Below are 18,744 nucleotides of genomic sequence, written 5' to 3' on the forward strand. Positions count from 1 at the left end.
TTCGCTTGAGATGTCGGTCACTGTGTACTGCAGAGGGGCTGGCCGGGCGATGAACCGCGCAGATCGCGGCACCGCCCGGCCAAGCCGCTTACCGCTTCGGCGGAGTGGTCGTGGTGCTGGTGGTCATGCCGGCGGTTGCGCCGCCAGCCGTGCCGGCGGTGGTCGTGCCGCCAGCAGGCGCACCGGCGGTTGCCGGACGCCCAGTCACCGGAGCGGTCTTGGACGTGGTGGTCGCGGCAGCCGCCTTCGTCGCGGCGGCCGTCGTGACGGCAGGCTTCACCGCGCCATTGGACGTGATGTTTGCCATGAGGTCGTTGGAGAACCCGCTGAGCAAGGCCTGGATCCGCTTGTTGCGGCTCTGCAGCCAGTTGTAGGCGAGCACCGCGGGAACCGCCACGAACAGACCGATGGCGGTCATGATCAGCGCTTCACCGACCGGGCCGGCGACCTTGTCGATGGAGGCCGAACCCGCGATGCCGATGTTGATCAGCGCGCGATAGATCCCGATCACCGTGCCGAGCAGGCCGATGAACGGCGCGGTCGCACCGACCGAGGCGAGGAACGGCATGCCTTGCTGCAGCCGGGCCATGATGGCCGATTCCGACCGGATCATGGAGCCGTGCAGCCAGTCGTGCGCTTCCACTTCGTCGGTCATCTTGCCGTGGTCCTTGCGGGCGGCGATCGCGTCGTCGGCCAGCTGGCGCCAGGGGCTGTTGTCATTCAGCTTGCGGGCGCCGTCTTCCAAGTTGTTGGCACGCCAGAAGCTGCCCTGCATCTCGCGGTATTCACGCATCACCTTGTTCTGCTCCAGCAGCTTGGTGATGAGGATGTAGAACGAACCGATGGACATGATGACCAGCACAGCCAGAATGAACCAGGCGACAGGGCCGCCCTGTTCCATGGCTTCCCAGAAGCCGAACTGGTTGACCGGCGCCGCATCTGCCGCCGCTGCTATTAGGTTAAAGGTCATTGCGAATTCCTCTTGCTGAGTTGGTCTGAGCGCAGTTGGCGGTGGGCCTGCGCCATCAGGTGATCTGATATACGATGGTGGTTGCGAAAGAACCGGACGTCGGATTGCCGTCCCGGTCAAGCGCCGGGTTGAACCGCCCGTAACGCTCGATCCCCTGGCAGGCTGCGGTATCCAGCACGCTTGACCCGCTGGAGCTCGTTACCCGGCACCCGGTGGCCCGCCCGTCCGGGGTCACGGTGACGGCAACTCCGACCCTGCCTTCGGTCCCTTCGTTGAGGGCCCGGGAAGGGTAGTTGTCCTGGATACGCCTTGCCCAGCTGTTCTGATTGGCTGCCGAAGCAGGCCGGGCGCGAGACGGAGCAGGCGGCGGCGGGGGCGGGGGCGGAGGCGCGGCCACAGGCGCGGGCGGAGCCGGCGGCGGGATGCGCACCACTGGCGGAGCCGGCGGCGGAATCTGGGTCTGCGTCTCGATCTGCGGCGGCCGCGTCGCGATGTTGATGGGCGGCGGCACGGCCACGGGCGGCGGCGGCGCGGCAGGCGGTGTGTCCGGCGGCGGTGGCGGCGGCTCGTCCGGCTCCGGCGGCGGAGGCGGAGGCTCACTCAGATCAACGGCAGTCACCCGCTCCACCACCTGGTTCACCGCCGAGATGGCGAGCCCGGTGATCAGCAGATAGCCAATTCCAATATGAATGAGCGCAACAATGATGATCGCGATAAGGCGATTGGAACTCATCTGTTGGTCGGCATAGGCCATTTCGGTCGCATCACTCCATTACATCACCGGTTGAAGGCCGGTTGTTGCGCATTGCGCTGCTACCCGCAAGGGGCAAGCCGCGTCATTATCCTCCGGTGCGACCCTTTTGCCAACCCTTGAGAAGCATTCTGCCTCTGGCGGGCGGGCGGGCTTTCCATCCCGAACGATAAAGGGTTAATGCTTTGTTATTCCCTTTCGGTCGCGCCCTTAGCTACAGTGTGGCAGGTGCGCAATGGTTTATGGGTTCAAAGCCTGTTAACGCTGGCTGACTGTAATCGAGGGCCAAGCAAATGTGCCGGCGTGGCACAGCTGCTGAAAGACACGCAGGAGAACCATGATCGCTATGCTCCGATTCGACCCTCAACCCCGCGCAATCGCCGGGCTGGTGCTGGGCGTTGCTCTGGCAGCAGCGCCGGTGCAACACCTTGCCGCACAACCGCAGCCCGCCGCGCAGGCGACGAGCGTGACCGGGCCCGCCTATGCGGATCTTGTCGATCTCGCGGAGGCGGCGCAGCTAGTGGTCAGGGCGCAGGTGCGCCGGCAGGCCGAGGTCCGCCCGGACCGGGCGCCTGGCCTCGTGCCCGGCCACGCGCGGCTGTTCATCGAAGCCGACACGCAGGCGCTGATCGCCGGCACCGTGCCGGTCGGTGAACGGCTGCGCTATCTTGTGGACGTGCCCCGCGACGCGCGCGGGCGGGTGCCCAGGTTGCGTCGGGAAACCGTCCTGCTGTTCGCTCGGCCGGTCGCCGGCCGCCCTGGCGAACTGCAGCTGGTTGACCCTTCCGCGCAACTGGTCGCTACGCCTGCGCTGGAGGCGCGTGTACGTGAGGTCGTCGCCGCGACCCTGGCGCCCGACAGGCCGCCGATAGTGACGGGCATTGTCGATGTGCTGTCGATGCCCGGCAATCTTGCGGGCGAATCGGAGACGCAGCTGTTCCTGCGTACGGCCAGCGGAGCGCCTGCCTCCATCACGGTTATCCGCCGACCGGGGCAGAACCCAAGGTGGGGCGTGTCGTGGAGCGAACTCGTCGATCAGGCTGCCAGTCCTCCTGCCCGCGATACCCTGGCTTGGCAGCGCTTGGCTTGCGGCCTGCCGGACGCGCTTCCGCCGGACGCCGACCTTGCGCGCAGCCCGTCGGCGCAGCGGCAGGCGGCCGAGGATTACCAGCTCGTCCGGCGCGACCTTGGGCCGTGCGGGCGCACGCGAACCGCCGTTTAGGGCGGCGCAGGTCGATCGGTCGCCGGAGCGGGCGCTGACAATTCCCGCTCCGCCGCCAGCCGGGCCGCAATTCGTGCCTGGGCAGCGGGGCTGTTCTCCTCTTCACCCACCGGCGTCAGACCGTTAGCTATCCGCTCGGCGTCGGATCCGGGCGGAGTTTCCGGCAAGGCGGCAAAGTCGATCACAATAGCGCGTGACTTTGGACAGGGCGGGATGAAACAGCCCCGGCTTACAACCACTCCGGAATATTTCGGCTCCAGATCGGGCGCACGCGGATCGCCTGCGTCCATGGTCGCGGCGGCATAGCGGCTGCGTGCCTCGCCGGGGTTGCGCAGCCGGTGCTCGGCGCCGTCGCTGACCCGGCGGCACACGACGATTTCGCCCGCGATGGCGGCCGTGTCCTGTTCGGCTTCGCAAGGCTCCGTTTCGGGCGGCACGGCCGGCAACCTGCGCGCATGTTCAAGCAGATCAACCGATTGCGGCGGCTCAGCCTTGGGGGCCGCAAGCACCGGGGCGGGGCAGGCGAGCGCCAGAAGCAGGAGGGGCACGCGTCTCGACAATGCCATTCTCCCCCTCTAACGCCCGGCTGCAGAACAACTTTGAGGGACTGAATTGGCCATGAACAAGACTGACGCCGCAGGGGTGAGCCCGCTTGACCGGGTGCTCGTGCTGGAGATGGTGCGGGTGACGGAGGCGGCGGCGATTGCCGCTTCCAGGCTGATCGGTCGCGGCGACGAGAAGGCGGCCGACACTGCCGCCGTGGAAGCGATGCGGCGGGCCTTCGACACGCTGGAGATCGACGGCACGGTGGTGATCGGCGAGGGCGAGCGGGACGAAGCGCCCATGCTGTTCATCGGCGAAAAGGTCGGCGGCGCGCCGGGCACGGGGCCGAAGATCGACATCGCGCTCGATCCGCTGGAAGGGACGACCATTACCGCGAAAGCTGGCCCCAATGCGCTCGCGGTGCTCGCGGCGGCGGAGGAAGGCTGCCTGCTCAACGCGCCGGATGTGTACATGGACAAGATCGCCGTCGGACCGGGCTATCCCGAAGGCGTCATCGATCTGGCGAAATCGCCGTCCGACAACGTGCGCGCGGTCGCGGCGGCCAAGGGGGTTGAGCCGGCCGACATCATCGTCTGCGTCCTCGACCGGCCGCGCCATTCCGATCTGATCGCGGAGCTGCGCTCGCTGGGCTGCGGAGTTGTCCTGATCGGTGACGGCGATGTGGCGGGCGTGATCGCCGTGACGGACGAGGACACTACCATCGACCTCTACATGGGCTCTGGCGGAGCGCCGGAGGGTGTTCTGGCCGCCGCCGCGCTGCGCTGTGTTGGCGGGCAGTTCCAGGGCCGCCTGCTGTTCCGCAACGATGAGGAGCGGGCCCGCGCGCGCAAATGGGGCATCGACGATCTCGACCGTATCTACAAACTTCACGATCTGGCGCGGGGCGACTGCATCTTCGCGGCAACGGGGGTGACTTCCGGCTCGCTGCTGGACGGGGTGAAGTATCGCAAGGACGGGCGCATGACCACCGAAAGCGTTGTGATGCGCGCATCCAGCGGCACCGTGCGCTGGATTCGTGGAGAGCATCGCAGGGGCTAGAGCGCCGGCGGGAACGCAGGGGCAAAAAGGGGGGCGGGATGGCCAGCTGGCAACCGATCGGGCTCGCCCGCTCCGGGGCTTCTTCCGGCCGGGCAGCGGCACCGGGTAATGGCTAGCGCGGCCATGGCGGACGCCTCTTCCCAGGTTCTGATCGTGGGCGCTGGCTTTTCCGGAACGATGGTCGCGGCAAATCTGGCGCGGCTGAACGTCACGTCCCGCCTGGTGGAAGCCGCGCCGGTGGCAGGTCCGGGGCGGGCCTACGGCACCGCCGATCCCGATCATCTCCTGAATGTGCCGGCAGCGGGCATGAGCGCGTGGCCTGGCGATCCGGACGCCTTTCAGCGTTACTGGCACGAACACGGCGACGGGTCGGCGCCGTTCGCCCCGCGCCGCCTATACGGCGAATACCTGCGCGGCATCCTGGCCGAGGCATGCGCCAGCGGCCGGGTGCGGGTGGCCGGCGGCCAGGCCGTGTCGGCCGCAAAGGCGGCGGGCGAATGGCAGGTTCAGGTCGATGGGGGGCACGTGCTGTCGGCAAGGCATCTGGTGCTGGCCACCGGTAACGAGCCGTCCGCCGCGCCCGGCTGGGCCGCCGAACTCGGCGATCGCTTCGTTGCAGATCCGTGGAGCAGGCAAGCCGGTGCCGCGCTGGCGCAGTTGGCCGGACGGCGCGATGACGTCCTTATCATCGGCACCGGCCTGACCATGATCGACCTCGCCTTGTCGCTCCAGGCCGCCGGCTTCGCCGGCAGGACCATTGCAGTGTCGCGGCGCGGGCTGTTGCCCCGCCCGCACGACGCCTTTGCGCCCGCGCCGGTGGCGCTGGCGGACCTTCCCGCAGGCGATCTGATGGCGCTGTGGCGCTGGATCCGCCACCGTTCGGGCACGACCGGCTGGCGGGCTGCGGTGGACTGCCTGAGGCCGCACACCCAGACGCTCTGGCAAGCGCTGGACGATACGGCGAAGCGCCGGTTCCTGCGCCACGCCCGTCCACACTGGGATGTGCGCCGCCACCGGATCGCTCCGGCAGTGGCGGGGCGGCTGGCCGAAGCGATCCGAGCCGGGCGGCTGGAGGTCCAGGCCGGCCGGATTGTCGACGCTCGCCGCGAAGATCGCATGGTGGCCGTGCGCATCCACCGGCGGGGCGAGGCAGCGGCGGTTGAGTGGCGTCGGTATTCCCGCATCTTCAACTGCACCGGCCCGCTCGGCTCCATCCGCGACACGCGCGATCCGCTCTTATCGGACCTGCTCGGGAGCGGCACGATCGCCGCCGACAATCTGGGGATCGCGATCAGCGTCGATGCCTGCGCCAGAGTGCGCGGCCATGACGACCTGTGGGCTGTCGGACCGCTGAGCCGGGGAGAGTTCTGGGAGATGACGGCCGTGCCGGATATCAGGGTTCAGGCAGCTGCGGTGGCGGAACGGATCGCTAGTCAACTGGCGCTGGGGTGATTGGCAAAGGAGGCGCGCACCAGCCTTCCATCGCGCTAGGGTAAGCCGTTCAGCTGGCGATCCGCGGCGAGGTAGGCAACAGGATAGAGCAGCACCAGCAGGGCAATCACGACAACAATCGGCCGAAAGCTTGCGATCAGTACGAGCGCCAGCGCCAAGGTGGAACACAGCGCGACGAGGCCGGTGAATGTCAGAACGCCGGAGCAGTGCCGCCGTACCTCGGTCAACCTGTTCCGGTCGGTGAGCAGGCTGCGCACTTGTTCCAGCGTGGTGCTGCAGGTCCGTTGGCAAAGGGCCGGGACCAGCGCGTGGATGAGGCAGGCCAGACCCGCGCCGATCATCAGGGCGGCCACCGTCAAAGCAAATCGCAGGTGTTCCAGGTAGGTTTCGCCAGCGTCCGCCAGGTGTTTGCGACTGCTTCGTATCATGCCATGCTCCTGGCGCGGTTTTCGCATCACCTGACGCGGGGATCAAGCAAGTCCGGCAAACATCTGGCCGGAACCGCGGCCAAGTTTCTTTGGCAATCCTCTGCAATTGAGCTAGGGCGCGCTGCCGACCGCCACCACCACAGGACAGAGCCGCGACCCCCATGAAAATCCTGGCCGCCAATTCAAACCTTCCTCTCGCGCGCGCCATTGCCGGCTATCTGGAAGTGCCGCTGACGGATGTGTCGGTGCGCCGCTTCGCGGACGAGGAGATTTTCGTCGAAGTGCACGAGAATGTCCGGGGCGAGGATGTGTTCGTGGTGCAGTCCACCTCCTATCCGGCGAATGACAATTTGATGGAACTGCTGATCTGCATCGATGCGCTGCGGCGGGCGTCGGCCCGGCGGATCACGGCGGTTGTGCCGTATTTCGGCTATGCCCGCCAGGATCGCAAGCCCGGCCCGCGCACCCCGATCAGCGCCAAGCTGGTCGCAAACCTCATTACCCAGGCCGGAGCGGACCGGGTGCTGTCGGTCGATCTGCATGCCGGCCAGATCCAGGGGTTCTTCGACATCCCCACCGACAACCTCTACGCCGCGCCCGTCATGGCGGCGGACATTCAGGCCCGCTATGGCGAGCGTGACCTGATGGTGGTGTCCCCCGATGTCGGCGGCGTCGTGCGCGCCCGCGCCTTGGCCAAGCGGCTCGACAATGCGCCGCTCGCCATCGTGGACAAGCGGCGCGACCGGCCTGGCGAATCGGAAGTGATGAACATCATTGGCGAGGTTGGGGGGCGGCATTGCATCCTGATCGACGACATCGTCGATTCGGGCGGCACCCTCGTCAACGCGGCGCAGGCGCTGCTCGACAATGGTGCGGCCAGCGTCGTCGCCTATATCACGCACGGCGTACTGTCGGGTGGCGCGGTCGCCCGGGTGGACGGCTCCGCGCTCAAGGAACTCGTCATCACGGACACGATCCGCCCGACGGATGCGGCCACCGAGTCCAGCCATATCCGCATCCTGACCGTTGCCCCGCTGCTGGGCGAGGCGATCAAGCGGATCGCGGACGAGTCCAGCGTTTCCAGCCTGTTTGATTGACGCGAAAGGCGCCCGTGAAACTCGACGCCGAACTCGCCGTCGCCCACCGCCTCGCCGATGCAGCGCGTGCGGCCATCCGCCCGCATTTCCGCGCTGCGGATGCGGAGCGCAAGGCCGACGCATCCCCGGTGACGCAGGCCGACCGCGCGGCGGAAGAGGCAATGCGCCTGATCCTCGAGAACGACCTGCCGCAGGACGGGGTGGTGGGCGAAGAGTTTGGCGTGAAGGAGGGGCACAGCGGCCGGCAGTGGGTGCTCGACCCCATCGACGGCACCGTCGCGTTCCTTGCCGGCCGGCCAATCTTCGGAACGCTGATCGCATTGCTGGTCGATGGATTTCCGGTCGTTGGCATCATCGACCAGCCGATCTTGGGCGAACGCTGGGTGGGCGTGACGGGTCGCCCGACCACCTTCAACGCCGCCCCGGTCCGCTGCCGCCCGTGCGCGGACCTGTCCCAAGCGGTGATCGCCACGACCGGGCCGCATTACTTCACGCCGCATCAGGGCGACAGGTTCATGGCGCTGGCCGGCGAGACGGACCACAAGCGGATGGTCATGGGCGGCGATTGCTACAACTATGCCATGCTGGCGAGCGGGCACATCGATATCGTGGCCGAAGCCGGGCTGAAGCTGCATGACTTTGCTGCCCTGGTGCCCGTGGTCGAAGGAGCCGGAGGCATCGTCGCCGATTGGCGCGGAGAGCCGCTGCGCGCCGACAGCGCGGGCGATGTGATCGCAGTTGGCGATCCGGCGCGGCTGGAGGATGTGGTGGAGGCATTGGGTTCGGCGTGATGCCAAGGCGTTCGGCAGACCGCTCCTCGATTTTGGTGGACGCCGCTTGGCGGCACGGTGTTATCATGCCGGCGCCACTGCGAAGTCTTTTCAGAATGGCTGCCGCGCCGGTCGCCCGCCGCGCAGTTCCGACCGGCACCAAGCTGCGGCCCGCCCGTTGAGGCGGCATGACAGGGCAGCAGACGATCCTCATCACTGGGGCGGGCAACGGCATCGGACGGGCTGCTGTCTGCTGGTTTCACGCGCGGGGATGGCGGGTCATCGGCCTCGACCGCGACGAAGAAGCGCTGGACGAGGTGCGCGGTGAACTCCCGCGAGACGAGGCATTGCTTGTCACTTGCGATTGCGGCGACGAGGCGGCGGTACACGAAGCGTTCCAAAGGGTCGGCGAATGGCTCGGCGATGACCCGCTCACTTGCCTCGTCAACAATTCCGGGATCGCCGATCCATATTGCGGTCCGCTGGAAGAACTGGAGCTCGCCAGGTGGCGGGGATGGATCGACGCCAGCCTGACCGCCGCCTTTCTGGCGAGCCGGGCGGCTGTGCCGTTGCTGCGCCGGGAGGAGGGTGCCAGCATCTGCAACATCTCCTCCACGCGCGCGGTGAGGAGCGAGCCGGAATGCTTCGCCTACGCCGCGGCCAAGGGCGGGCTGGACGCGTTGACCCATGCTCTTGCGATCAGTCTCGGCCCGGCGATCCGCGTCAATGCGGTCCGCCCCGGGTGGATCGAAACCGGCCCGTGGCAGGCTGGCGACAGGCGGGAAGAGCCGGACCATCGCCCGCAGGACCGCGAACAGCATCCGGCAGGGCGGATCGGCCAGCCCGACGATATCGCGGAGGCGATCGCCTATCTGCACGCCGCGCGTTTTGTGACCGGGCAGCACCTCAACATCGATGGTGGCATGACGGTGAAGATGATCTACGAAGCGTGAATGGGAAACGAAGGCTTGGCAGGGCGCGTGGCGCTGGTCACGGGCGCGGCCCGGGGGTTGGGCTTTGCCATCGCGCAGCGGTTGGCACACAGCGGGGCGCGGGTCTGGCTGAACGGGCGGAACGAAGGTGCGTTGGAGCAGGCGGCAGCCGCCATCGGCGGCGGGGCGACACCGCTCCCCTTTGACATAGCGGATGACGCGGCCACCGCCGCGGCCTTTGCCCGGCTGGAGCGGGAAGGCGGGCTGGATATCCTGGTCAACAACGCCGGACAGCGCGACCGGCGCGCCCTGGCCAAACTTGACCGGCAGGCAATGCGCGACCTGCTGGAAGTGAACCTCGTCGCGCCGTTTGATCTCGCCCGCCGCGCTGCGGCGCTGCTGCGGCAGAGCAGGGCAGGACGGATCATCAACATCACCTCCATCGCCGCCGAGATCGCCCGCGGCGACCCGCTCTACACCGCGTCCAAGGGAGGGCTGGCCGCGCTGACCCGCGCGCTTGCGGCCGAACTGGGTGCTGATCGCATCACCGTCAATGCAATCGCGCCGGGCTATTTCAGCACGCAAACCAATGCCGGAATGGTGGCCGACACTGCCGTTGAGCAGCATCTTCAGCGCCGCACTTCGCTGGGGCGGTGGGGCCAGCCGCACGAGATCGCCGGGGCGGTGGCGTTCCTTGCCGGCGACGAGGCGAGCTACATCACCGGCCACACCATTGCCGTCGACGGCGGCTATCTCGCCCATTTCTAGAAGTCTTGCGTTTCGTCACTTCCAGGGCTATGCGCGCCCACTTCACCGACACGTGATTATCCGCCGGCCTGGCCAACAGGGCTGCCAGGGCCGGTTTGGACGTGTCTCTGCCAAGGAGATGAAAATGCCCAAGATGAAGACCAAGAGCGGGGTGAAGAAGCGCTTCAAATTCACCGCGACCGGCAAGGTCAAGCACGGTGTGGCTGGCAAGCGTCACCGCCTGATCAGCCACAATGCGAAGTATATCCGCCAGCAACGCGGCACCAAGGTGCTGTCCGACAGTGATGCCGGGCATGTGCGCCTGTGGGCGCCTTACGGCCTCAAATAAGGAGTTAGACGGATATGGGACGCATCAAGCGCGGCGTAACCACACGCCAGAAGCACAAGCGGCTGCTCGAGCAGGCCAAGGGTTATCGCGGCCGGCGCAAGAACACCATCCGGGTAGCGCGCCAGGCTGTCGAAAAGGCCGGTCAATACGCCTATCGCGATCGCAAGGTTAAGAAGCGCAGCTTCCGCGCCTTGTGGATCCAGCGCATCAACGCCGCGGTCCGCGCCGAAGGGCTGACGTATTCCCAGTTCATGCACGGTGCGAAGCTCGCCGGCATCGAACTGGACCGCAAGGTCATGGCCGATCTGGCGATGAACGAAGGCGGCGCCTTTGCCGCCATCATCAGCCAGGCAAAGGGCGCGCTGCCCCAGGCGGCTTAAGCCCGGCCGCAGAGAACCGAAGCGCCGCCCCAGCGATGGAGCGGCGCTTTTTCTTTGCGCGCAACTCGAGTAGCGGACTGGCGATGACCCAAAACGAACAGAAGCTCACCGACGCATTGGAACGGCTCCAGCGTGCCGAGGATCCGGCGCAGGTCGAGGCCATCCGCATCGAGGCTCTTGGCAAGCAGGGCTGGCTGAGTGCCCTGATGAAGACCCTGGGGTCGATGAGCCCGGAGGAACGCACGCGCGAGGCGCCCCGGATCCAGGAGATGCGCGCGACCATCGCAAGCGCCATCGACGAACGCAAGGCGGCGCTCGAGGCGGCGGCGCTGGAACGGCGGCTGCAAACCGAACGCCTGGATCTGACACTGCCCGCTTCCGACGGACCGCGCGGCACGGTTCATCCAGTCAGCCAGGTCATGGACGAACTGGCCGAAATCTTCGCCGATCTGGGTTTTGCCGTTGCGACCGGGCCGGAGATCGAGGACGACTGGCACAACTTCACCGCGCTTAACATGGCCGAAACCCACCCGGCGCGGGCGATGCATGACACGTTTTATTTCCCGGACGAAGGGGCCGGCAAACGGATGCTCCTGCGGACCCACACTTCCCCCGTGCAGATCAGGTCGATGATGCAGAACGGTGCGCCGATCCGCATCATTGCGCCGGGGCGGGTCTATCGTTCGGACAGCGATGCAACACACACGCCGATGTTCCATCAGGTCGAAGGGCTGGTGATCGACCGCGGCATTCATCTTGGCCATCTCAAATGGACGCTGGAAACCTTTCTCAAGGCCTTCTTTGAACGGGACGACATCGTGCTGCGCTTGCGGCCCAGCTACTTCCCGTTCACCGAACCGAGCGTCGAAGTGGACGTCGGCTATTCGCATCAAAGTGGCCGTCGGGTGGTCGGTGGATCAGGCGATGCCGAAGGGCACGACTGGATGGAACTGCTGGGATCAGGCATGGTGAACCGGCGCGTGCTGGAGTTCGCGGGCGTCGATCCGGATGAGTACCAGGGGTTCGCCTTCGGCGTGGGAGTCGACCGGCTGGCCATGCTTAAATACGGGATGAACGATCTGCGGGCATTCTTTGACGGCGATAACCGGTGGCTCCAGCATTACGGCTTTTCCGCGTTTGATCAGCCGACCCTGTCCGCCGGGGTAGGAGCACGGCCATGAAGTTTTCCGCTGAATGGCTCGGCGACCATCTGACCACCGACGCGGACGCACAAGACATCGCTGATGCTCTGAACCGCATCGGGCACGAGGTTGAGGGCATTGACGACCCGGCGCAGCGGCTGGCCGGATTCAAGGTTGCGCGGGTTCTGACCGCAGAGCGGCACCCCGACGCCGACAAGTTGCAGGTGCTCACGGTTGACGCTGGCGACGGGACGCCGTTGCAGGTCGTCTGCGGTGCGCCGAATGCGCGGGCCGGAATGACGGGTGTGCTCGGCCTGCCCGGGGCTGTTGTTCCGGCGAGCGGCATGACGCTGAAGAAGTCAGCCATTCGCGGCGTCGAGTCCAATGGCATGATGTGTTCGGTCCGCGAACTGGAACTGGGTGACGAACACGACGGCATCATCGAGCTGCCCGCCGACGCGCCGGTGGGCGCAGCGTTCGCGAGCTACGCAGCAACTTCGCCCGTGTTCGACGTGGCTATAACCCCCAACCGGCCGGACTGCATGGGCGTTTACGGCATCGCCCGCGATCTCGCGGCGGCTGGAGTGGGCATGTTAAGGCAAGTCGAGGTGCCGGACATCGCTGCTCGCCACGAATGGTCTCATGGTATTTGCACCGACGATCAAGAAGGCTGTCCGGCCTTCTACGCCCGCATTGTCCGCGGCATCCGCAACGGCGCCAGCCCGGAATGGATGCAGCGCCGCTTGCTGGCGGCCGGACAGCGCCCGATCAACGCGGTTGTCGATGCCACCAATTACCTGATGCTGGCATTCGGCCGTCCGGCCCACGCCTATGACCTGGCAAAGCTGTCCGGCCCGCTGGTTGCCCGCCGCGCCCGCAACGGAGAGGAAATTGTCGCGCTGAACGGCAAGACCTACACGCTTGATGACACCATGACGGTGATCGCGGACGACGCGATGGTGCATGACATCGCCGGCATCATGGGCGGGGAACATTCGGGAGTAAGCGAAGAAACCACCGACGTCCTGCTCGAGATCGCCTATTTCGATCCTGCCCGCATCGGCGTCACCGGGCGCAAGCTTGGCCTCAGCTCCGACGCGCGCACCCGGTTCGAACGGGGTGTCGACCCGGCCTTCCTGGAAGACGGTCTGGCAATTCTCACCGACCTCATCCTCAGAACGTGCGGCGGAGAGGCGAGCGAAGTTGCGCGGGCCGGAGCCCCGCCGGCGCAGTCAAGAGTTGTGCCATTCGATCCGACGCTGACCGCGCGGCTGGGCGGGGTGGAGGTTGCCCAGGAAGAACAACGCCGCATCCTGACCGCGCTCGACTTTCACGTCAATGCGGACTGGAACGTTTCCGTGCCGCCGCGCCGCCATGATATCGAAGGGGCTGCCGACCTGGTGGAGGAAGTAGTCCGGATCCATGGCCTGGACGCAGTGGCGAGCGTCCCCCTGCCCCGGCACGCGGGGATCGCCCGGCCAACTGCCACCGCGCTGCAGATCACCGAGCGGCGCCTGCGCCGCGCTGCCGCCGCGCGTGGTCTGAACGAGGCGGTGACATGGTCCTTTCTCCCGCAGCCGGACGCCCGCCACTTCGCCGCTACGGACGAGGCGCTGTGGGTGCTCGACAACCCGATCAGCGAAGACATGAAGGCGATGCGCCCCTCGCTCATCCCCGGCCTGCTCGCTGCCGCCAAGCGCAATGCTGACCGCGGCGCAAGCGGCTCGCGATTGTTCGAGCTTGGCCGCCGCTACATCCGCACAGCGGACGGCGCGATGGAAGAACGGCCGACCCTCGGCATCGTGCTGGCGGGCGAGAAGACCGTGCGCGGCTGGCGAAACGGCAAAGCGGCGATGTTCCACCCGTTCGATGCCAAGGCCCACGCGCTGGCCCTGCTGGAACTTGCCGGAGCGCCGGTGGCCAACCTGCAAGTGGCTGGCGACGCGGGTTCGCAGTTTCACCCCGGCCAGTCGGCCACTCTGAGGCTGGGGCCCAAGAACATCCTTGCCCGGTTCGGCGCATTGCATCCCGCGACGCTGAAGGCGTTCGACATCGCCGCGCCCGTTATGGCGGCGGAAATCTACCTCGATGCAGTTCCTGGCAAGAAGGCCAATGGCGACTTTGCTCGGCCGCCGTTTGCGCCCCCGATCCTGCAGGCGGTGACGCGCGACTTCGCATTCATCGTGCCTGCGGACCTGCCGGCGGGCGATCTCCAGCGGGCTGTACGGGGCGCGGATCGGAAACTGATCGTGGAAGCGCGGATCTTCGATGTGTTCGCGGGGCAAGGCGTGCCCGATGGGCGCAAGTCGCTCGCGGTGGAAGTGACGTTGCAGCCGGGCGAGAAGAGCTTCACTGAGGCGGAGCTCAAAGCCGTGTCCGACCGTATCGTCGCGGCGGCGGCCAAACTGGGCGGGGAGCTGCGTTCATGAAAACCGCGCTTGTCACGGGGGCGACGGCGGGGATCGGCCGCGCCTGCGTCGACACGCTGATCGCCGGCGGCTGGCGGGTGATCGGCACGGGCCGGCGGGCCGAGCGGCTGGCGGAGCTTGCGGCCCTGCACGGTGCGGAACGGTTCCACGGCGCGGCGTTCGATGTCAGGGATGACGCAGCGCGCTATGCTGCCCTGAACGATCTGCCGGGCGACTTCGCGGAGGTGGACCTGCTGGTCAACAACGCCGGCCTTGCCCTTGGCACCGCGCCGGCGCAGCACAGCGAGCTGGCCAACTGGCGCACCATGATCGACACCAATGTCACCGCGCTGGTATCGCTGACCCACCGGTTGCTCCCGGGGATCATCGAACGCCGCGGCGCGATCATCAATATCGCCAGCGTTGCGGCAACCTATCCGTACGGGGGTGGCAATGTCTATGGCGCCACCAAGGCGTTCGTGCGGCAATTCACTCTGAACCTGCGCTGCGACCTGCACGGCACCGGCGTGCGCGTCACATCGATTGAGCCGGGCATGGTGGAGACGGAGTTCACGCTGGTCCGCACCGGCGGCAATGTGCAGGCGCACGAACAGCTGTACGGCGGCGCACAGCCGATGACGGCGCAGGATATTGCGGAGACCGTGCGCTGGGTCGCCGACCTGCCGCCGCACCTTAATATCAACACGCTGGAACTGATGCCCGTCAGCCAGAGCTTTGCCGGGTTCAAGGTGGCCAGGGAAGCGTCCTGACAATACTGCCATCGCTTCCCGGCGATCTTAACCCGATCTCAAGCATGATCGGGACATTACGCGCTAATGCACGGCGCGCTTGCTCTCCTGCCTCCGGCGAACGTCCGCCCAGACAGCAGTTTGACGCAGGCTGCGGCGCTCCGGCCGATGCTGGCCGCAATCGCGGTGGCGCAGGTGGTCAGCGCTGCGGTTCTCGCCTTTGTGCTTATGCGCACAGGGCAGCGGCTGTCGGCAGAGTTCGTGCCGCTTGCGCTGCTCGGCGTTCTGCTGGTGGCCCTGGCCCTGTGGTGCAGGATCCGCAGGCTGCACTGGCGCCTTGGCGATGCCGCGACGGTGGGCGCCCTGTTCGCTTCGGGTACCTTGCTGTGTGGCCTTGTCGCTTGCCTCGCGCTGCGCTTGCGCCTGCCGCTGGCTGACGAGCTGCTCCTGGCAGCAGACCAGTTCATCGGCCTTGATGTCAGGGCGGCGAATCTGGCCGTGGCGGCTTCCCCGCCCATCTCGGCGGTGCTGTACCAGGCTTACGATAAGTCGGCCCTGATGTGCGTGGCGGTTATCGCCTGGCACCTTGCGACCGGCAGCCGAGAGGCGCTGTGGCGCGTTTTCACCACGGCCATGCTGGCGATGCAGGTCACGGCCATCGTGTGCATCTTCTTTCCCGCGCGTGGAGCGACGGCGACGCTGGAGCTGGGCGCGTTGCAAGGGGCGGGTTTGCCGCACGGTGCCGGCACCTATGCGCTGGGCGCGTTCGAGCGGTTCTACACAGGGTCCGAGTTGCTGGTGCGGCCCGCGGACCTCAACGGCATCGTCTGCTTCCCGTCGTTTCACACGGTCATGGCGCTCGTGCTGGCGCAGGGTTTCGCGGGCACCCCGCTGCGCTGGCCGGCGACGATCTGGGCGGCGGTGACGATCGTGTCGACCGTACCGATGGGCGGCCATTACGGCTCCGATCTGGTCGGCGGATTTCTGGTCTGGCTCGCCTGCGCCGCCACGGCGGAATCCTGGCTCGGCGGAAAGCGGCGCCTGCCCGCCCGCCCGCCAGGCTGATCGACCGCATGGACGGAGTGCGCCAGCACCGCTAAGGGCGCAGGTCCCATGTCTGAAACCCCGCCGTCAAACCGCCGCACCTTTGCCATCATCTCCCATCCCGACGCCGGCAAGACCACGCTGACGGAAAAACTGCTTCTCCAGGGCGGCGCGATCCATCTTGCGGGTGAGGTGAAGGCGCGCGGACAGGCGCGGCGCGCGCGTTCGGACTGGATGAAGATCGAACAGCAACGCGGCATCTCCGTGACCTCCTCGGTGATGACCTTCGAACGCGACGGCATCACCTTCAACCTGCTCGACACACCGGGCCACGAGGATTTCAGTGAGGATACCTACCGCACGCTGACCGCCGTCGACTCGGCGGTCATGGTAATCGACGCGGCCAAGGGGATCGAGCCGCAGACGCGCAAGCTGTTCGAGGTATGCCGCCTCAGGTCGGTTCCGATCATCACCTTCGTCAACAAGGTCGACCGGGAGGGGCGGCCCGTGTTCGAGCTGCTCGACGAGATCGCCGACATGCTGCAACTCGACGTGTCGCCGCAGGGCTTTCCGGTTGGCATGGGCGGAGAGTTCGAAGGCGTGCTGGATTTCGCCAGCGGCACCGTCGCGCGGCCGGAGGGCCCCTCCAAGGAATTTCGCGGCCGGCGGGATGCCGATCCGGTGCTGCCGGAAGGGGTGGCGGAGAATGTCGAGCTGGCGCAGATCGGCTATCCCGAGTTCGACCTCGATGCCTATCGCAGCGGCGATCTGACGCCCGTTTACTTCGGCAGCGCGCTGAAGGATTTCGGCATCACCGAACTGATCGAGGCGATTGCGCGTTACGCCCCGCCGCCGCGCCCGCAGCCTGCGGATGGCGGCGAAGTCGAGCCGGCGCGCGGAGAGGTCACTGGCTTCATCTTCAAGGTGCAGGCCAACATGGACCCCAACCACCGCGACCGCATCGCGTTCATGCGGCAGGTGTCGGGGACATTCCGGCGAGGCATGAAACTGATCCCGAGCGGACTTGGCAAGCCCATCGCGGTCCATTCGCCGATCCTGTTCTTCGCGCAGGATCGCGAACTTGCCGACACCGCAGAGGCGGGTGACATCATCGGCATCCCCAATCACGGCACCTTGCGGGTCGGCGACACGCTGAGCGAGAAGAACGAGGTGCGCTTCACCGGCCTGCCGAACTTCGCACCGGAAATCCTGCGCCGCGTCCAGCTCAAGGATCCGACCAAGACCAAGCAGTTGCGCAAGGCACTGGACGATCTCAGCGAAGAAGGCGTGATCCAGGTTTTCTATCCCGAAATCGGCGCGCAGCACGTCGTGGGCGTGGTGGGGCAACTGCAGCTGGAAGTCCTCGTGAGCCGGTTGGAAGCGGAGTACAAGGTCGAGGCGGGGCTGGAACCGGCCCCGTTCGCCACTGCGCGCTGGATCAAGGGGCCGGCGGCCAAGCTGGACGAGTTCGCCGGCTTCAACCGCGCCAATGTCGCCCGCGACCGGGACGGTGATCCGGTGTTCCTGGCCCGGAGTCCGTGGGACGTGAACTATCAGGCGGAAAAGAATCCGGATCTGACATTCAGCGCGGTCAAGGAGCGGTAAGGCAGGCACCAAGCTCTGCCGTCCGCGTTGTCCCCTGCGTGCCCCTGACCTTTGCCAGCTACAACATCCACAAGGGCGTCGGGCTGGACAGGCGACGCGATCCCGACCGCATCATCTCCGTTCTGCGGGAAGTGAACGCGGATGTGTTTGCCCTGCAGGAGGCGGATTTGCGGTTTGGCGACCGCGCCAGCGTCCTGTCGCGCGCGGCGCTGGACGATACGCACTGGAAAGTGGTGCCGGTGGCCAAGCGCCCGCGGTCAATCGGTTGGCACGGCAACGCGCTGCTGGTGCGGCGCGATGTGAAAATCATCGAATCCCATGCGCTCGACCTGCCAACATTGGAACCGCGCGGAGCGGCGATGGCGGTGCTGGAAAGCGAGGGGCGGACATTCTGCGTCATGGGGGTGCATCTGGACCTGTCCGGTTTGCGGCGCCGCGATCAGATAAAGGCGCTGCTGCGGCGGGTGAACGAACTGGACGAAGGGCTGCCGTGCGTCGTTCTGGGCGACTTCAACCAGTGGGGCCGGCAATCAGGCGCCATGCAGGAGTTCGACCTGCCCGGCGACGGCGGCTGGCACATGGCGCCCACCGGACCCAGCTATCCCAGCCGGCGCCCGATCGCGCAACTCGACCGGATCATCGTCAACGAAGGATGGCAGGTGGCCGAGGCCAAGGTGCATCACAGCGCGATGGCCACGGTCGCAAGCGATCACCTGCCCGTGTGGGCGCGGTTGGCGGGCGCGCGGGACACAGGGCAAACTGCGGACCAGAATTCTGCTGCCGATCTTGACGTGGAACCGGGCCGATAGGCTGCAACTTGCTGTTGCCGATCACTCGCCGTGGCACCAGCGCCATTCTGCGTCGGACCGGACGTACGCGACATAGACAAAAAGCGGCGTAGTCACCGCAAGGACAACAAAGGTCGCCTTCGCGGACATGAACAGCGCCGACCCGATCATTGCCAGCATATAAGCCGACAGGACAAGCCAGCCTTCCCAGGATATCGGAAGGCCTGCACCATACCCGTATCGCTTCACCGCGAACCACGGCTTTTTCCCGGCCCCTGCCATATCCCCCTTCCGAGCAGCAAATCCCG

General features: G+C 66.6%; 20 protein-coding genes. 15 read left to right on the forward strand and 5 right to left on the reverse strand.

Annotation, left to right across the window (positions count from 1 at the left end):
- Positions 1-88: 88 nt before the first annotated feature.
- Positions 89-970 carry a MotA/TolQ/ExbB proton channel family protein gene (locus LHJ54_RS04040; protein ID WP_228242648.1) on the reverse strand — a complete coding sequence of 294 codons (882 nt, stop codon included), beginning with the start codon at positions 968-970 and terminating at the stop codon, positions 89-91.
- A 55-nt stretch (positions 971-1,025) separates the two neighbouring features.
- Positions 1,026-1,703 carry an energy transducer TonB gene (locus LHJ54_RS04045; RefSeq protein ID WP_228242649.1) on the reverse strand — a complete coding sequence of 226 codons (678 nt, stop codon included), beginning with the start codon at positions 1,701-1,703 and terminating at the stop codon, positions 1,026-1,028.
- Between the two features lie 355 nt (positions 1,704-2,058).
- Between LHJ54_RS04045 and LHJ54_RS04050 the strand changes: the two genes are divergently transcribed.
- The gene (locus LHJ54_RS04050; RefSeq protein WP_228242650.1) at positions 2,059-2,943 is read left to right on the forward strand and encodes a hypothetical protein; all 885 of its coding nucleotides are present in this window, start codon (positions 2,059-2,061) and stop codon (positions 2,941-2,943) included.
- Here the strand turns inward: LHJ54_RS04050 and LHJ54_RS04055 are convergent.
- Positions 2,940-3,491: a hypothetical protein gene (locus LHJ54_RS04055; RefSeq protein ID WP_228242651.1), complete on the reverse strand. Its 552-nt coding sequence runs from the start codon at positions 3,489-3,491 to the stop codon at positions 2,940-2,942. The genes LHJ54_RS04050 and LHJ54_RS04055 overlap by 4 nt on opposite strands.
- A 70-nt stretch (positions 3,492-3,561) precedes the next feature.
- On the opposite strand from LHJ54_RS04055, the gene glpX reads away from it, so the two are divergent.
- Both glpX and LHJ54_RS04065 read left to right on the forward strand, forming a co-directional pair.
- Positions 3,562-4,545 (forward strand): class II fructose-bisphosphatase, encoded by a 984-nt coding sequence (glpX, locus tag LHJ54_RS04060; protein ID WP_228242652.1) that lies wholly within the window; start codon positions 3,562-3,564, stop codon positions 4,543-4,545.
- 108 nt (positions 4,546-4,653) lie between these two features.
- The gene (locus LHJ54_RS04065; protein ID WP_228242653.1) at positions 4,654-5,997 is read left to right on the forward strand and encodes an FAD/NAD(P)-binding protein; all 1,344 of its coding nucleotides are present in this window, start codon (positions 4,654-4,656) and stop codon (positions 5,995-5,997) included.
- 35 nt (positions 5,998-6,032) lie between these two features.
- On the opposite strand, the gene LHJ54_RS04070 is transcribed toward LHJ54_RS04065, so the two are convergent.
- Complete coding sequence (locus LHJ54_RS04070; RefSeq protein ID WP_228242654.1) at positions 6,033-6,425, reverse strand: DUF6356 family protein; 393 nt, start codon at positions 6,423-6,425, stop codon at positions 6,033-6,035.
- Positions 6,426-6,586: 161 nt separating this feature from the next.
- On the opposite strand from LHJ54_RS04070, the gene LHJ54_RS04075 reads away from it, so the two are divergent.
- From LHJ54_RS04075 to LHJ54_RS04130, 12 genes are all read left to right on the forward strand, one after another.
- A complete protein-coding gene (locus tag LHJ54_RS04075; RefSeq protein WP_228242655.1) occupies positions 6,587-7,522 on the forward strand; it encodes a ribose-phosphate pyrophosphokinase in 936 nt (311 codons plus the stop codon).
- Positions 7,523-7,536: 14 nt separating this feature from the next.
- A complete protein-coding gene (hisN, locus tag LHJ54_RS04080) occupies positions 7,537-8,313 on the forward strand; it encodes a histidinol-phosphatase (protein ID WP_228242656.1) in 777 nt (258 codons plus the stop codon).
- A 167-nt stretch (positions 8,314-8,480) separates the two neighbouring features.
- A complete protein-coding gene (locus tag LHJ54_RS04085; RefSeq protein WP_228242657.1) occupies positions 8,481-9,245 on the forward strand; it encodes an SDR family NAD(P)-dependent oxidoreductase in 765 nt (254 codons plus the stop codon).
- On the forward strand, positions 9,246-9,992 hold the full coding sequence (locus LHJ54_RS04090) for an SDR family oxidoreductase (RefSeq protein WP_228242658.1): 747 nt from the start codon (positions 9,246-9,248) through the stop codon (positions 9,990-9,992).
- A 124-nt stretch (positions 9,993-10,116) separates the two neighbouring features.
- On the forward strand, positions 10,117-10,320 hold the full coding sequence (gene rpmI, locus LHJ54_RS04095) for a 50S ribosomal protein L35 (protein ID WP_228242659.1): 204 nt from the start codon (positions 10,117-10,119) through the stop codon (positions 10,318-10,320).
- 14 nt (positions 10,321-10,334) lie between these two features.
- On the forward strand, positions 10,335-10,700 hold the full coding sequence (gene rplT, locus LHJ54_RS04100) for a 50S ribosomal protein L20 (RefSeq protein WP_228242660.1): 366 nt from the start codon (positions 10,335-10,337) through the stop codon (positions 10,698-10,700).
- Between the two features lie 83 nt (positions 10,701-10,783).
- On the forward strand, positions 10,784-11,881 hold the full coding sequence (gene pheS / locus LHJ54_RS04105) for a phenylalanine--tRNA ligase subunit alpha (protein ID WP_228242661.1): 1,098 nt from the start codon (positions 10,784-10,786) through the stop codon (positions 11,879-11,881).
- Positions 11,878-14,271: a phenylalanine--tRNA ligase subunit beta gene (pheT, locus tag LHJ54_RS04110; RefSeq protein WP_228242662.1), complete on the forward strand. Its 2,394-nt coding sequence runs from the start codon at positions 11,878-11,880 to the stop codon at positions 14,269-14,271. The genes pheS and pheT overlap by 4 nt, the downstream gene beginning before the upstream one ends.
- Entirely contained in the window at positions 14,268-15,020 is a 753-nt protein-coding gene (locus LHJ54_RS04115) for an SDR family NAD(P)-dependent oxidoreductase (protein WP_228242663.1), read from the forward strand. The genes pheT and LHJ54_RS04115 overlap by 4 nt, the downstream gene beginning before the upstream one ends.
- A gap of 147 nt (positions 15,021-15,167) precedes the next feature.
- Positions 15,168-16,064: a phosphatase PAP2 family protein gene (locus LHJ54_RS04120; protein ID WP_241721423.1), complete on the forward strand. Its 897-nt coding sequence runs from the start codon at positions 15,168-15,170 to the stop codon at positions 16,062-16,064.
- A gap of 48 nt (positions 16,065-16,112) precedes the next feature.
- The gene (locus LHJ54_RS04125; RefSeq protein ID WP_228242665.1) at positions 16,113-17,648 is read left to right on the forward strand and encodes a peptide chain release factor 3; all 1,536 of its coding nucleotides are present in this window, start codon (positions 16,113-16,115) and stop codon (positions 17,646-17,648) included.
- A 38-nt stretch (positions 17,649-17,686) separates the two neighbouring features.
- A complete protein-coding gene (locus tag LHJ54_RS04130) occupies positions 17,687-18,457 on the forward strand; it encodes an endonuclease/exonuclease/phosphatase family protein (RefSeq protein ID WP_228242666.1) in 771 nt (256 codons plus the stop codon).
- Positions 18,458-18,478: 21 nt separating this feature from the next.
- On the opposite strand, the gene LHJ54_RS04135 is transcribed toward LHJ54_RS04130, so the two are convergent.
- The gene (locus tag LHJ54_RS04135; RefSeq protein WP_228242667.1) at positions 18,479-18,718 is read right to left on the reverse strand and encodes a hypothetical protein; all 240 of its coding nucleotides are present in this window, start codon (positions 18,716-18,718) and stop codon (positions 18,479-18,481) included.
- Positions 18,719-18,744 lie beyond the last annotated feature (26 nt).

Source organism: Porphyrobacter sp. GA68 (assembly GCF_022605525.1).
Classification (GTDB): Bacteria; Pseudomonadota; Alphaproteobacteria; order Sphingomonadales; family Sphingomonadaceae; genus Qipengyuania_B.